Source organism: Pseudomonas sp. SWRI154 (genome assembly GCF_014268645.1).
GTDB classification, from domain to species: domain Bacteria; phylum Pseudomonadota; class Gammaproteobacteria; order Pseudomonadales; family Pseudomonadaceae; genus Aquipseudomonas; species Aquipseudomonas marvdashtae.
The window spans coordinates 44,790-58,220 of sequence record NZ_JABWQW010000025.1 but is presented as its reverse complement, the minus strand read 5'-3'; the positions used below and the strand labels follow the sequence as shown (position 1 = coordinate 58,220).

Here is a 13,431-nt window from a genome sequence, read left to right as displayed (position 1 = left end):
GCCGGGCGCAATTTCCCGCAGGTTAGAAGAACCCCAACGGATTGATGTCGTAGCTCACCAGCAAATTCTTGGTCTGCTGGTAATGGTCGAGCATCATCTTGTGGGTTTCACGACCGACGCCGGACTTCTTGTAGCCACCGAACGCGGCGTGCGCCGGGTACAGGTGGTAGCAGTTGGTCCAGACGCGACCGGCCTTGATCGCCCGGCCCATGCGGTAGGCGCGGTTGATGTCGCGGGTCCAGAGACCGGCGCCAAGGCCGAACTCGGTGTCGTTGGCGATCGCCAGGGCTTCGGCTTCGTCCTTGAAGGTGGTGATGCTCACCACTGGGCCAAAGATTTCTTCCTGGAACACGCGCATCTTGTTGGTGCCCTTGAGCAAGGTCGGCTGGATGTAATACCCGGTCGCCAGGCTGCCCTCGAGTTTTTCCACCTTACCGCCGGTCAGCAGCTCGGCGCCTTCGCCCTTGGCGATTTCCAGGTACGAAAGGATTTTGTCGAATTGCTGCTCGGAGGCCTGGGCGCCGACCATGGTGTCGGTGTCCAGCGGGTCGCCGCGCTTGATCTGCAGGATTTTCTTCATCACCACGTGCATGAATTCGTCGTAGATCGACTCCTGCACCAGGGCGCGGGATGGGCAGGTGCAGACTTCACCTTGGTTGAAGAACGCCAGCACCAGGCCTTCGGCGGCTTTTTCGATAAAGCTCGGCTCGGCTTGCATGATGTCTTCGAAGAAGATGTTCGGCGACTTGCCGCCCAGTTCCACGGTAGAGGGGATGATGTTCTCGGCGGCGCATTTCATGATGTGCGAGCCGACCGGGGTCGAGCCGGTGAAGGCGATCTTGGCGATGCGCTTGCTGGTGGCGAGGGCTTCGCCGGCTTCTTTGCCGAAACCTTGCACCACGTTCAGCACGCCCGGCGGCAGCAAGTCGCCGATCAGTTCCATGAGTACACAAATGCCCAGTGGCGTTTGTTCGGCGGGCTTGAGCACCACGCAGTTACCAGCAGCGAGGGCCGGGGCGAGTTTCCAGGCGGCCATCAGCAGCGGGAAGTTCCAGGGGATGATCTGCCCGACCACGCCCAGCGGTTCGTGGATGTGATAGGCCACGGTGTTGCCGTCGATCTCGGCGGCGCTGCCTTCCTGGGCCCGCAGGCAACCGGCGAAGTAGCGGAAGTGGTCAGCGGCCAGGGGGATGTCGGCGTTGAGGGTTTCGCGTACGGCCTTGCCGTTGTCCCAGGATTCGGTGATCGCCAGGGTTTCGAGGTTCGCTTCGATGCGGTCGGCGATTTTCAGCAGGATCAGCGAACGGGCCTGGGCCGACGTAGCGCCCCAGGCATCGGCGGCAGCGTGGGCGGCGTCCAGGGCTTTGTCGATGTCTTCGGCCGTGGAGCGCGGGAATTCGGCAATGGGCTGGCCATTGACCGGGGATGTATTGGTGAAGTACTGACCTTTGACAGGCGCGACGAACTCGCCGCCGATGTAGTTACCGTATTTAGCCTTGAACGAAACGATAGCGCCTTCAGTACCGGGGTGAGCGTAACGCATGATGAGTTCTCCTTGGCTTTTGTGCTTATTAGGGAGCCGCGCAAATTCGCGCTGGTACTTAAGCCTAGAGCAAAGGTTGGGCCACTGCCTTGCAGGGCCCGGAAATCAAGACTTTAGGAGGAGTTGGCCGGACAAACGGAGGGCCTGTGTCACGGTTGCGATACGCAGGGTGTGACAGTTTGTGCCATGGTTGAGACAGTCTGTGACCGACAGGTCGCGCCAGCATTGCAAAGGTCGGTGGGCTGGAGGATGCTGGCTCCGACGGCGAGGCCATGGACGGACCGCTTTTGTGGCAAGACTGCTTCTTTTGCAGGACTGTTTGGGTGATAAGACTGCTTTTGTGGCGAGGGAGCTTGCTCCCGCTGGAGCGCGAAGCGGTCCCAAGGCAGCCAACCCGGTCAGCCTGATACACCGCAAGCTCTGGTTTTGGGGCTGCTGCGCAGCCCAGCGGGAGCAAGCTCCCTCGCCACGGGGTAATGTGTCGGCAGGTCCAAAAGGTCCTTCGGGGAGAACAATAAGAAATGCACAGCAACCATTTGAGTCGCCATGCCCAGCAAGTCCTGACGGTCACCCAGGGCAAGGCCCATTTGCAGGGGCCTGGCAGTGATCCGTCGATTGCCCGTTCCTGGCTGCGCTGCCTCGAGGATTATCATCTCGACCCGGCCCAGAACCTGGCGCCGACCGTGCTCGAGCATGGCCGGGTGCTGGAAAGTCGCGAGCGCCTGCAACAAGTGCTGCACATCGCCGGCACTGAAATGACCAGCCTGCATCAGCAACTCTCCGGCGCCGGCCACGCGGTGCTATTGACCGACGCCCGGGGCGTGATCCTCAACTGCGTCACCGCCCCCAGCGAACGGAAGATTTTCGAACGGGCCGGCCTCTGGCTCGGCGCCGACTGGAGCGAAGCCTGCGAAGGCACCAACGGCATCGGCACCTGCCTGGTGGAGCGCCAAGCCCTGACCATTCACCAGGAAGAACACTTTCGCGGTCGTCACACCGGCCTGACCTGTTCGGCCAGCCCGGTGTTCGATCCTCACGGCGAATTACTGGCAGTGCTCGACGTGTCCTCGGCCCGGCCAGACGTCTCGCGCCAGAGCCAGTTCCACACCATGGCCCTGGTCAATCTCTCGGCGAAGATGATCGAGAGCTGCTATTTCCTCCGTTGCTTCGACAATCAGTGGCTGCTGCGCTTTCATTTGCAGGCCGAGTCCGTGGGACTGTTCAGTGAGGGTTTGCTGGCGTTCGACGGCGAAGGGCGGATTAACGCGGTCAACCAGAGCGCGTTGAACCTGTTGGGACACATCCGCGGCAGCCTGCTCGGCCAGTGCGTCGAGGACTTTTTCGACTGTTCATTGGATGAGTTGCTGGGCCGGGCCAGCGCCCAGGCGAGTGCAAGTTGGCCGTTGCGCACTCGTGACGGCCGGCATCTGTTCGCCGTATTGCGCGGCCAGCCCCGTAGCGTGCCGGCGCCGGTCGCGCCGGCGCTCAAAGTTGTCGAACCCGCGCGCCTGCCGGGCATCTGCCTCGGCGACGCGGCGTTGCAGGAGCATTTTCGCAAGGCGCTGCGAGTCTTCGAGCGTGACGTGCCGCTGTTGATCCACGGCGAAACCGGCTCCGGCAAGGAGGCGTTCGCCAAAGCCGTGCACCACGCCAGCCAGCGCGCCGGGAAAAATTTCGTCGCCCTCAACTGCGCGGCCATTCCGGAAAGCCTGATCGAAAGCGAGCTGTTCGGTTATCGCGGCGGCAGCTTCACTGGCGCGCGCAAGGAAGGCATGCGCGGCAAGCTGCAACAGGCCGACGGCGGCACGCTATTCCTCGATGAAATCGGCGACATGCCCCTGGCCTTGCAGACCCGTTTACTGCGGGTGCTGGAAGATCGCCAGGTGGTGCCCATCGGCGGCGAACCCGAGGCGGTGAACGTGCGCATCATCAGCGCCACCCACCGGCAATTGCTCGACCGGGTGCGCGATGGCAGTTTTCGCGAGGATTTGTATTACCGCCTCAATGGCCTGGAAATCCCGCTGCCGGCGTTGCGCGAGCGCAGTGACAAGTCGCAGTTGCTGGATTTCCTGTTGGCTGAAGAGGGCGGCGCCGAGACGGTGTTCATCGACGAACCGGCGCGCCAGGCGTTGCTCGAGTTCGACTGGCCGGGCAACGTGCGGCAACTGCGCAATGTGCTGCGCACCCTCGCTGCGTTATGCGATGGCGGGCGGATTGGGTTGGAGGACTTGCCGGCGATGATTCGCCAGCGCCCGGTGGCAGTGGTTGAAACGGTGGCGGAGCGGCCGCTGGAAGACGCCGAGCGCCTGGCATTGCTCGACGCACTGGAGCGCCAGCGCTGGCACATGACCCACACGGCGGCGCAATTGGGGATCAGCCGCAATACCCTCTACCGCAAGCTGCGTAAACACGCCATCGCCCGCTGAGCTACGAACTGCTTTTGTGGCGAGGGAGCAAGCTCCCTCGCCACAAAAAACCTGTGCTCCAGCAGGAATTTGCGGTGTTCTGGTGAGGGTAAGCTCTAAACACAAGGTGCGAATTCCCCCTCCCTACGCTAACCTGCGGCCATGTTTACGAGGTCGTACTAATGCACATCCATATTCTCGGTATTTGCGGCACTTTCATGGGTTCGATGGCGGTTCTGGCCAAGGAACTGGGCCATCACGTGACCGGCTCCGACGCCAACGTCTACCCGCCGATGAGCACGCAGCTGGAAGCCCAGGGCATCGAGCTGACCCAAGGTTATGACCCGGCGCAGTTGGTCCCGGCGCCGGACCTGGTGGTGATCGGCAATGCCATGTCCCGTGGTAACCCGGCGGTGGAATATGTGCTCAACAAAGGCCTGCCGTACATGTCCGGGCCGCAGTGGTTGGCCGATCATGTGCTGCAGGGGCGTTGGGTCCTGGCCGTGGCCGGTACCCACGGCAAGACCACCACCAGCAGCATGCTCGCCTGGGTGTTGGAGCACGCAGGCATGAGCCCTGGCTTCTTGATTGGCGGCGTGCCGCAGAACTTCTCGGTATCGGCACGCCTGGGCGGCACGCCGTTTTTCGTGATCGAGGCCGATGAATACGACAGCGCCTTCTTCGACAAACGCTCGAAATTCGTCCACTACCGTCCGCGTACAGCGATTCTCAATAATCTTGAGTTCGACCATGCCGACATTTTCCCTGATCTGCCGGCCATCGAGCGGCAATTCCATCACTTGGTGCGCACTATTCCGAGCGAAGGCCTGGTGATCCATCCGACCACCGAGCCTGCCCTGCAGCGCGTCATCGAAATGGGTTGCTGGACCCCGGTGCAGACCACCGGCGCGGGCGGCCAATGGCAGGTGAAGTTGCTCAAGGATGACGGCTCGGAGTTCGAAGTGATGTTCGAAGGCCAATCCCAAGGTGTGGTCGAGTGGGACATGACCGGCCAGCACAACGTTGCCAATGCCCTCGCCACCTTGGCGGCCGCACGGCATGTCGGCGTGGTGCCCTCCATGGGCATTGCCGCGTTGAGCGCCTTCAAGAGCGTGAAGCGGCGGATGGAGAAAGTCGCCGACGTCAACGGCATCACCATTTATGACGACTTTGCCCACCACCCGACGGCCATCGCCACCACCCTTGACGGTTTGCGCAAGCGCATCGGCGACGCGCCGCTGATCGCCATCATCGAGCCGCGTTCCAACTCGATGAAGCTCGGCGCGCACCGTGATGGCCTGCCGGAAAGCGTGGTCGATGCCGATCAAGTCATCTGGTACGCACCGGCCAACCTCGGTTGGGACCTCGCAGCGATCGCCGCGCTGTGCACGGTGCCGTCGATTGTCAGCGATTCCCTGGAAGGCATTATCGAGCGCGTGAAGAGCCAGGCCCAGCCCGGCACTCACGTGGTGATCATGAGCAACGGCGGCTTCGGCGGCCTGCACGGCAAACTGGCCGAGGCACTGTGATGAGCAATGGCCCCGAACGCATCACGCTGGCGATGACCGGTGCCTCCGGCGCCCAGTATGGCTTGCGCTTGCTCGATTGCCTGGTGCGCGAGGACCGTGAGGTGCACTTCCTGATCTCCAAGGCCGCGCAACTGGTGATGGCCACCGAGACTGACGTGACGCTGCCACCGAAGACGCAGATGATGCAGGCCTTCCTCACCGAATACACCGGTGCGGCGGCGGGGCAGATTCGCGTGTACGGCAAGGACGACTGGATGTCGCCAGTGGCTTCGGGTTCCGGTGCGCCGGCGGCCATGGTGGTGGTGCCGTGTTCCACCGGGACGCTGTCGGCGATTGCCACCGGCGCTTGCAACAACCTGATCGAGCGCGCCGCGGACGTCACTCTCAAGGAGCGCCGCCAGTTGATCCTCGTACCGCGGGAAGCGCCGTATTCGAGCATTCACCTTGAGCACATGCTCAAGCTGTCGAACATGGGCGTGACCATCCTGCCGGCCTCGCCGGGTTTCTATCACCAGCCGCAGACCATCGACGATCTGATCGATTTTGTGGTGGCGCGAATCCTCAATCTGCTGAACATCCCCCAGGACATGTTGCCGCGCTGGGGCGAGCATCATTTGAGCAGTGATGAATAAGCTGCTGATCGTGCTGCTGGCACTGCAACTGACCGGTTGCGCCACTGCCCGCACGCTCGACGCCGCCAAGCCGGGAGCGCCGGTGGTATACGCAGGCACGCGCCTGGATCTTTACGCCCTGAACGGTGGTTGCTGCGCCAAGGACCGCTTTGGTGCCGAGGCGCCGAGTTATCCAGGTGTGGATCTGCCCGGGAGTGCGTTGCTCGATACCTTGTTGTTGCCGCTGTCGTTGTTGACGGTGATTGGGGTGGGGTTTCAGGCCTCTGGCGGCATGTAACAGACGCCTAGAACCCCGTGGCGAGGGAGCTTGCTCCCGCTGGGCTGCGCAGCAGACCTTAACTTTATAGGCTGACCCAAATTCGAAGGCGACTGCTGCGCAGTCGAGCGGGAGCAAGCTCCCTCGCCACAATGATCGCGTTGTCCTGGGCAGTAGGTTATTTACCCAGCTTGCGCAACTCATCCGACTCCACCACCCGCACCCCATCCTCTTCTTCCAGCGCCAGCCGCCACATGGCCCGGGCCAGTTGGCAGGCTTCGATGCCGTGGTACTTGCCTGGGATCAGCTTCGACAAAGGCCCGGCCAGTTGCTCGGCCAGGCGCGGTTCGACGCGGTCGCCCAACAACAGGGAAGGGCGGCAGATAGTCAGTTGTGGCCAGTCCTGGGCCTTCAGGGCTGCTTCCATCTCGCCTTTGACCCGGTTGTAGAAAATCGACGACTTCGCATCGGCATTCAGGGCGCTGATCACGATCAGGTGTCGCGCGCCGAGTTCGCGGGCGCGTTTGGCGAAGGCCACCACCAGATCCAGGTCCACCGCCCGGAAGGCGTGTTCGGAGCCGGCTTTCTTGATCGTCGTGCCGAGGCAGCAGAAGGCGATATCGACCGGGCCGACCAAGCTTGGCAGCACCTCGGCCGGTTCCCCCACTGGATTCTCCAAGTGCGGATGCTCGGCCAATGGCCGGCGGGAAGGCGCCAGTACCCGAGTAATGGTCGGCTCGTTGAGCAGCCGGTCCAGTAGATGTTCCCCGGTCAACCCGGTCGCGCCGGCGAGCAAAACATGCTGAGGCGTCAAGTACATAGTGTTTCCCCCTTGATACGGTTCAGCTTAGTTGCTCTTTTTACCCTCGTCGTTCAGTGCAGCACTTTGCAATGCTTTTCGCGCCTGTTGTTTGCGCAGCAACTGCCAATGGGACAACACGGTCCGGGGCGCCCAGATCTGCGGCTCCGAGGCTTCGAAGTTGTCCGCCTGCTCCCGTTCGGCAACGATGCCCTTGGCGAGCTTGAAGGCTTGTTCCAAGTCGTCGGTCTGGTTCAGCGCCTGGGCGAACAGGGCGTCACCGAAATAGGTGAAGTTGGCTTCTTCGGAACAGCCAAAAGACACCCGGTCGGCCCGGGACGCGGTCATCACCAGCGTGCGCTCATTCTTCAGAGCCGGGATGAAACCGCCGGAATAACAGGCTGAGATCACCACGATCTTGTCGCGATTCTTCAGCGGCGCCAGGACCACGGCCAGTTCATCGGCGGGCAGGTCGGCCAGCTCCATGCGTGGTTGATCGAGCACCAATTCATGCTCGCTGGTGCCGTGGCTGGTCAGGTAGATGAAGATCAGGTCTTCCGGGCCGCTGCGCTCGGCCAGGGTAGCGGCGGCACGGCGCAGGCTTTCACGGCTGGCCATGGGCCGATCGCCGAGGTGATCGTGGTGGTTCACCAGTCGGACCTGGCCGAACGCGCTGAAACGGCTGGCGAGCATGTTGGCGACGTAGTCGGATTCGCGCAGGAACACGCTTTGCTTGCCGTCGCCGCCCAGGGTCAAGCTGTACAGTTCCACGGCCGGGGTCGAGGCCGGGATGTTGGCGAGGGCATCGTCCAGCAGCCGGCCTTGGGCCAGGACGCCGAGTTCAAGGACGTCCGGCAGCAGCTTGCCGTCGGCGTCGCGTATCCGCTGGCCGTTGGCCCAGGTGCCGCTTTGCACGGTGCCGTCGGTCAGCACCAGGGTGCCGCGCCCGTGGTAGCTGTCGCCTTCGAACTGGCCGATGTAGAAGCTGCCATCGGGCAGGTTGAGGCGGCCCTCACCGGTGAAGCGCCATTCATTGAAGCGGCCGAGGTAATGGCTGCCGTCGGCGCCAATCAACTCGCCCTTGCCGGTCAGCGCGCCGTCCTTGAACTGGCCGATCCAGACGTCGCCATCGGCATTTTCGTAGCGGCCACGACCGTTGAGCTGGTTGTTCCTGAAGCCGCCGACATAAACGTCGCCATCGGCGCTGTTGAAGGTGCCCTTGCCCTGGAGCTGGCCGTCGACGAAGTGCCCGGTGAATTGGTTACCGCTGGCATCGAAGCGCTGGCCTTCGCCGTTGGGCTTGCCGTTGGCGAAGGGGCCCTGGTACTGGCTGCCGTCTTCGAGCTCCAGGCGTCCGAGACCGGAGTAGCGGTCGGCCTTGAACTCACCCCGGTAAGTCATGCCGTTTTCCTTGAGCGTCCCTTCGCCGTTCCGCCGGCCCAGCTTGAAGCTGCCGGTGTAGCTGCTGGTCGGTGTGGTCAGGCTGCCCTGGCCGTGGAACAGGCCTTGCTGGAACTGGCCGCGATAGACTTCGCCATTGCTGCCATGCCATTCCCCGGTGCCATGCCACTGGCCTTTGTCGAATTGTCCGGCGTACCAGCTGCCGTTGGGGTAATCGATGCGGCCCTGGCCTTGCAAGAGCCCATCCACCAGGTCGCCGCGATAGCGCCCGCCGTCGGGCAGGCGCGCGTCGGGGGGCAACAGCGATTCGCCGTCGCCACAAGCGGTGAGCAATAGGGCCAGAGTCAGGGGGACAAGTGCGCGCATAACCGGATCCAAGTAATCAGGCGACGAGTATGCCGCAGCTATGCGCGTTGAAGCGATGCGAAACTGCATGAGCGGTTTCGCGACCGCGGGGGGTTACACGAAGCAGAGCGACAGCGGCTCGGCAATGTAGGCCGGTTTTTCCGACCCTTCGATTTCCAAGGTAGCGATGGCCTTGAGCAGCCATTGGCCGGGTTTTTTCTCGGTGACTTCCACCAGGTCGACTTTGAGGCGGACCTTGGAGTCGACCTTCACCGGTTGGATGAAACGCACGCTGTCCAGCCCGTAGTTGACGACCATTTTCACGCCCTCGGGCAGGATCAGGATGTCTTCCATCAATTTGGGCATCAGTGACAGCGACAGGAATCCGTGGGCGATGGTGCTGCCGAACGGGGTCTGCGCGGCCTTGACCGGATCGACGTGGATGAACTGGAAGTCGCCGGTGGCTTCGGCGAACAGGTTGATGCGGTCCTGGTCGATGGTCAGCCAGTCGGAACGTCCAAGTTCCTTGCCGACATAATCTTTGAGCGCTGTTACGGGAACGTAGGGCATTGAGACTCTCCTTGGTTCATCTGTCCTGCTTTTTTGGAACGGGGATCTGCGCCCCCGAGAACCACTGTAGATCAACATGGCGCGTCGGGAAGGTCATCGACCATGCTTTTTACGAATGCCGAACCATAGCGCCGGCGTGCTTATAATGCCGGCGCATTCTTTGAGTAAGTGTTGCAGGGGAGAGAGCGGATGTTGTTACGGGGCCTGACCTGGCTGGTGCTGTTCCAATTGCTGGGCACCGCCTTGAATCATTTATTCCTGCCAATCCTGCCGGGGCCGATCATTGGCCTGCTGCTGTTGCTGGGCTACCTGATCACGCGCGGCGAAGTCAGCGAGCCGTTGAACCTGGCCGCCAGCAGCCTGTTGCGTTATCTGCCGTTGCTGCTGGTGCCGCCGGCGGTGGGGGTGATGGTGTATGCCCGGGCGATCGCCGCCGATTTCTGGGCGATTGTCGGTGCGCTGGTGTTGTCCTTGATCCTGTCCGTGGCGTTGACGGGCGTACTGATGCAGCGCCTGTCCCGGCGTCACAATGTCGAGCCGGAGGACGCCCAATGATGTTCGACTGGCAAGGCGCCTGGACTTCGGTGATCCATCATCCACTGTTCGGCATCGGCATTACCCTGGGCGCTTATCAACTGGTCTTGGCGGCGTTCGAAAAGACCCGCTGGGTGTTCCTGCAACCGGTATTGATGTCGATGCTGCTGTTGATCGCTGTGCTGGTCGGCTGCGGCATCAGCTACGCCGAATACCGCAAGAGCACCGAGATACTCAGCATTCTGCTGGGTCCGGCCACGGTTGCGCTGGCGGTGCCGTTGTATTTGAACCTGCGGCGAATCCGTCAATTGTTCTGGCCGATTTTTACTACGCTGGTGATAGGCGGGGTGTTCGCCACCGGTTCTGCAGTAGTGCTGGGCTGGGCATTCGGCGCCGAACACATGATTCTGATGACCATGGCGCCCAAGTCCGTGACCTCGCCGATCGCCATGCTGGTGGCCGAGCAGATCGGCGGCGTGGCGGCGATGGCGGCGGTGTTCGTGTTGATCACCGGCGTACTCGGGGCAATCCTGGGTCCGAGCATTTTGACCCGGCTGGGTGTCCACAGTCCTGAGGCCCGTGGCATGGCCCTGGGCCTGACCGCCCATGCGGTGGGTACGTCGGTGGCGTTGCAGGAAAGCGAGGAGTCGGGTGCCTTCGCGGCACTGGCGATGAGTCTGATGGGCGTGGCCACGGCGGTGTTGCTGCCGCTGGTGGTGTCGATGACTGTTTAAGGAATGGGTTATGAGCTTGCCGCTGTTCCCGTTGAACACCGTACTGTTCCCTGGTTGCACTCTCGATCTGCAGATTTTCGAGGCGCGTTACCTGGACATGATCGGGCGCTGCATGAAAAAGGGCGAAGGCTTCGGCGTGGTCTGCATCCTCGACGGCGAGGAGGTTGGAATCGCGCCGGACGGCTATGCGCGGGTGGGTTGTGAAGCGCTGATCACCGACTTTTCCCAGCAAGAGAATGGCCTGCTGGGTATTCGCGTGCAGGGCGGACGACGATTCCTGGTGCACAACAGCAGCGTCCAGGCCGATCAACTCACCGTGGCAGAGGTCGAGTGGCTCGAAGATGAGCCGGAACAACCGCTACAGGATGAGGACGCCGATCTGGTTGCCTTGCTCAAGGCCCTGGCCGAACACCCCATGGTCGAGGCGCTGAACATGGGCACCGAAGCGACCGGCCAGCAATCGCTGGCCAATCAACTGGCCTATCTGCTGCCGTTCAACGAACTGGACAAGATCGATCTGCTGCAACTCGACGATCCCCAGCAGCGCCTGGATGCGATCCAGGCCTTGCTCGATGAATTGCAGGGCGAGTTGTTCGCCTGACACGACTGCGCCGATGCATCAATAGGCATACCGCAACATCGCGTGCGGCAGATGCCGCAGGGCGAAGAAGCTGAACGCCGCCATCAGTGCCGGGAGGACCAGCCACCAGACTTTTGGCGACATGGCGCGAAGCGGCTCCTGGCGCTGGCTCAACCACAGGACAGCGGCGCAGACGGTGGCGGCGAGCATGGCGCCGGCGACAACGTCGCTCGGCCAGTGGGCGCCGAGATACACCCGCGACAAGGCAATGGCCAGCGCCGGCAACGAGGCGAGTAACAGCCAGGTCAGGCGCAGGCGTGGCGGTTGGCCGCGCCCGGCCAGTATCGCCAGGGCCAGGAACAGCGCAAAGGCGCCGGAGGCGTGGCCGCTGGGCATGCTGTAGCTAGTCAATGGCTCGCTCAGGATTTCAGGGCGCACGCGGGCGAAGAACAGCTTGAAGCCAGTGTTGGCCAGGGCGGTGAGCAGCATTGTGCCGCCGGCAAAGATTGCCTGGCGCCACTGTCGTGCCAATAGCAGCAACCCGGTCACCAGGCTGCAGACAATCAACATGTAGCGGAATTCGCCGATCAGCGTGAAGGTCACGGCGATCTCGTCCAGCGTCGCGCTGCGATGTTCCTGGACCAGGGTCATCAGGCCTTGGTCGAACGCTGTCAGGTAGCGAAAACCGATAAACAGGCCGATCAGGATCGCCAGGCCAACAACCGCGATGATCGCCGAGGCGTGGCGATGGCGACGCATGCTGCTGTTGACGCTCAGGCCGAGCATCACGGCGATGCTGCCGATGACGACACCGGCCTGTGGCCAGAAACCTTCGGGCAGCGGCAGGCGGAACGCCGCTCCGGTGGCCCAGCCCGGCAGCAGGTACGCCACGGTCCAGCCTGCCGCCGCGACCAGGCTGACAGCGGCGAAGCGCAGGAATGGCATGTCGCACATCCCGGCCACCATCGGCAGCATTGGCCGCAGCGGTCCGATAAAGCGCCCCACCAGCAGGCTGGCGATGCCGTAGCGTTGGAAGTAGCTCTCCGCCGCGCTCATCCATTCCGGATGTTGCCGCAGCCCCGGCAGGCGCCGGATGTTCTGGTGGAAATGCCGGCCGAGGAAGTACGACACCAGATCCCCGAGTAGCCCCCCTAGAAGGCCCAGCAGCAACGTTTCGCCCAAGGACAGCGCGCCGCTGCCGGCCAGCACCGCGATCGCGAACAACAGCACCGTGCCCGGTACGATCAGCCCGGCGATAGCCAGGCATTCCACGCAAGCGACGACGAACACCGCCACCGCCAGCCATTGCGGATTTACAGTCAGCCAGCCGGTAATGCTATCGAGCCATGGGCCCATAAAGACAACTCCATTGTTTATTCAAGCGGCATGCAATTTTTGTCAGGGAGCGGTGCTGCGTTCAGGCAAGCAAAAAATAATCACGGCCCTCGACCTGGCCGCGCCGCAACGGATTGCGGGTGCACCACGGCGCGTAGGCGGCATCGACGAAGCGATAGAGCAGGTGTTCGTCCCGTCCCAGTGGGATGCCCAAACGAGTGGTCTGGATCACATTGACCGTCGGCACGCCCACATCTTCCACCAGCAACCGTTCTGGGTCGAAGCGCTTCGCGTCCCAGTCCGGCACTTTCAGTCCCAGCGCCTTGCACAGCAAGGTCTGCCCGGCACAAAGCTTTTGCGGTGTGCGTGGGCGGCCCTGGGCGTCGGGGTTGTTGATCAGCATCTGCGCCAGGCTCGCCGGGCCGCTGATGGCGTCGACCCAGGGATACGCCGATTTGATCAATACCGCGTTGCCCGGGCCCTGGGCGCTGAAGTTCAGCGAATCGCCGCCGCGGGCGTAGTACATATAGATGTGGCCGCCATCAAGAAACAAAGCCCTGCGTTTTTCCGTATAGCCCAGGGAGGCATGGCTGCCTTTCTCAGCGAAGTAATACGCTTCGGTCTCGATGATTCGCGCGCCGAGCCACACGTCACCGACTTTGTGGCGAATGACCTTGCCCAGCAGGTCCTGGGCGAGTACTTGGGCGTCGCGATCAAAAAAAGCGTGGGGCAAGGCAATGGGCGCGGTTGGCGAATCGGTCATGGCGA

13 protein-coding genes are annotated in these 13,431 nt (G+C 62.5%); 7 read left to right on the top strand and 6 right to left on the bottom strand.

Going from position 1 to position 13,431, the window contains the following annotated elements:
- Window positions 1-22: 22 nt before the first annotated feature.
- Window positions 23-1,543: an acetaldehyde dehydrogenase ExaC gene (exaC, locus tag HU806_RS20345; protein WP_186613736.1), complete on the bottom strand. Its 1,521-nt coding sequence runs from the start codon at window positions 1,541-1,543 to the stop codon at window positions 23-25.
- Between the two features lie 521 nt (window positions 1,544-2,064).
- On the opposite strand from exaC, the gene HU806_RS20340 reads away from it, so the two are divergent.
- From HU806_RS20340 to HU806_RS20325, 4 genes are all read left to right on the top strand, one after another.
- Window positions 2,065-3,969, top strand: coding sequence for a sigma-54-dependent Fis family transcriptional regulator (locus HU806_RS20340; RefSeq protein ID WP_186613735.1), 1,905 nt, complete (start codon window positions 2,065-2,067; stop codon window positions 3,967-3,969).
- A gap of 161 nt (window positions 3,970-4,130) precedes the next feature.
- Window positions 4,131-5,477 (top strand): UDP-N-acetylmuramate:L-alanyl-gamma-D-glutamyl-meso-diaminopimelate ligase, encoded by a 1,347-nt coding sequence (mpl, locus tag HU806_RS20335; protein WP_186613734.1) that lies wholly within the window; start codon window positions 4,131-4,133, stop codon window positions 5,475-5,477.
- Window positions 5,477-6,109: a flavin prenyltransferase UbiX gene (ubiX, locus tag HU806_RS20330; protein ID WP_186613732.1), complete on the top strand. Its 633-nt coding sequence runs from the start codon at window positions 5,477-5,479 to the stop codon at window positions 6,107-6,109. Before mpl ends, ubiX begins: the two co-directional genes overlap by 1 nt.
- Window positions 6,102-6,386 (top strand): YceK/YidQ family lipoprotein, encoded by a 285-nt coding sequence (locus HU806_RS20325; RefSeq protein WP_186613730.1) that lies wholly within the window; start codon window positions 6,102-6,104, stop codon window positions 6,384-6,386. The genes ubiX and HU806_RS20325 overlap by 8 nt, the downstream gene beginning before the upstream one ends.
- A gap of 157 nt (window positions 6,387-6,543) precedes the next feature.
- Here HU806_RS20325 and HU806_RS20320 read toward each other — a convergent pair whose 3' ends face one another.
- From HU806_RS20320 to HU806_RS20310, 3 genes are all read right to left on the bottom strand, one after another.
- A complete protein-coding gene (locus HU806_RS20320) occupies window positions 6,544-7,185 on the bottom strand; it encodes an oxidoreductase (protein ID WP_186613728.1) in 642 nt (213 codons plus the stop codon).
- A 27-nt stretch (window positions 7,186-7,212) separates the two neighbouring features.
- Window positions 7,213-8,931, bottom strand: a complete 1,719-nt coding sequence (locus tag HU806_RS20315; RefSeq protein WP_186613726.1) for a C13 family peptidase — start codon at window positions 8,929-8,931, stop codon at window positions 7,213-7,215.
- Window positions 8,932-9,024: 93 nt separating this feature from the next.
- Window positions 9,025-9,480: a MaoC family dehydratase gene (locus HU806_RS20310; RefSeq protein WP_186613724.1), complete on the bottom strand. Its 456-nt coding sequence runs from the start codon at window positions 9,478-9,480 to the stop codon at window positions 9,025-9,027.
- Between the two features lie 189 nt (window positions 9,481-9,669).
- On the opposite strand from HU806_RS20310, the gene HU806_RS20305 reads away from it, so the two are divergent.
- The 3 genes from HU806_RS20305 to HU806_RS20295 are packed head-to-tail and all read left to right on the top strand — an operon-like array spanning window position 9,670 to window position 11,349.
- On the top strand, window positions 9,670-10,035 hold the full coding sequence (locus HU806_RS20305; protein ID WP_186613722.1) for a CidA/LrgA family protein: 366 nt from the start codon (window positions 9,670-9,672) through the stop codon (window positions 10,033-10,035).
- Window positions 10,032-10,748 (top strand): LrgB family protein, encoded by a 717-nt coding sequence (locus HU806_RS20300; protein WP_186613720.1) that lies wholly within the window; start codon window positions 10,032-10,034, stop codon window positions 10,746-10,748. Before HU806_RS20305 ends, HU806_RS20300 begins: the two co-directional genes overlap by 4 nt.
- A 10-nt stretch (window positions 10,749-10,758) precedes the next feature.
- Window positions 10,759-11,349, top strand: a complete 591-nt coding sequence (locus HU806_RS20295; protein WP_186613718.1) for an LON peptidase substrate-binding domain-containing protein — start codon at window positions 10,759-10,761, stop codon at window positions 11,347-11,349.
- Between the two features lie 18 nt (window positions 11,350-11,367).
- Here the strand turns inward: HU806_RS20295 and HU806_RS20290 are convergent, their stop codons facing one another.
- Window positions 11,368-12,684 (bottom strand): bifunctional DedA family/phosphatase PAP2 family protein, encoded by a 1,317-nt coding sequence (locus tag HU806_RS20290; protein WP_186613716.1) that lies wholly within the window; start codon window positions 12,682-12,684, stop codon window positions 11,368-11,370.
- A gap of 61 nt (window positions 12,685-12,745) precedes the next feature.
- Window positions 12,746-13,426 (bottom strand): DNA-3-methyladenine glycosylase, encoded by a 681-nt coding sequence (locus HU806_RS20285; protein WP_186613714.1) that lies wholly within the window; start codon window positions 13,424-13,426, stop codon window positions 12,746-12,748.
- Between the last annotated feature and the right edge of the window lie 5 nt (window positions 13,427-13,431).

What these genes read in the sequence shown, in the direction of transcription:
- HU806_RS20340 (WP_186613735.1), top strand. Translation starts at nt 2,065, where the DNA reads ATGCACAGCAACCATTTGAGTCGCCATGCCCAGCAAGTCCTGACGGTC.
- HU806_RS20285 (WP_186613714.1), bottom strand. Translation starts at nt 13,426, where the DNA reads ATGACCGATTCGCCAACCGCGCCCATTGCCTTGCCCCACGCTTTTTTT.
- HU806_RS20325 (WP_186613730.1), top strand. Translation starts at nt 6,102, where the DNA reads ATGAATAAGCTGCTGATCGTGCTGCTGGCACTGCAACTGACCGGTTGC.
- HU806_RS20290 (WP_186613716.1), bottom strand. Translation starts at nt 12,684, where the DNA reads ATGGGCCCATGGCTCGATAGCATTACCGGCTGGCTGACTGTAAATCCG.
- HU806_RS20305 (WP_186613722.1), top strand. Translation starts at nt 9,670, where the DNA reads ATGTTGTTACGGGGCCTGACCTGGCTGGTGCTGTTCCAATTGCTGGGC.
- exaC (WP_186613736.1), bottom strand. Translation starts at nt 1,543, where the DNA reads ATGCGTTACGCTCACCCCGGTACTGAAGGCGCTATCGTTTCGTTCAAG.
- HU806_RS20295 (WP_186613718.1), top strand. Translation starts at nt 10,759, where the DNA reads ATGAGCTTGCCGCTGTTCCCGTTGAACACCGTACTGTTCCCTGGTTGC.
- HU806_RS20315 (WP_186613726.1), bottom strand. Translation starts at nt 8,931, where the DNA reads ATGCGCGCACTTGTCCCCCTGACTCTGGCCCTATTGCTCACCGCTTGT.
- HU806_RS20320 (WP_186613728.1), bottom strand. Translation starts at nt 7,185, where the DNA reads ATGTACTTGACGCCTCAGCATGTTTTGCTCGCCGGCGCGACCGGGTTG.
- HU806_RS20310 (WP_186613724.1), bottom strand. Translation starts at nt 9,480, where the DNA reads ATGCCCTACGTTCCCGTAACAGCGCTCAAAGATTATGTCGGCAAGGAA.
- ubiX (WP_186613732.1), top strand. Translation starts at nt 5,477, where the DNA reads ATGAGCAATGGCCCCGAACGCATCACGCTGGCGATGACCGGTGCCTCC.
- HU806_RS20300 (WP_186613720.1), top strand. Translation starts at nt 10,032, where the DNA reads ATGATGTTCGACTGGCAAGGCGCCTGGACTTCGGTGATCCATCATCCA.
- mpl (WP_186613734.1), top strand. Translation starts at nt 4,131, where the DNA reads ATGCACATCCATATTCTCGGTATTTGCGGCACTTTCATGGGTTCGATG.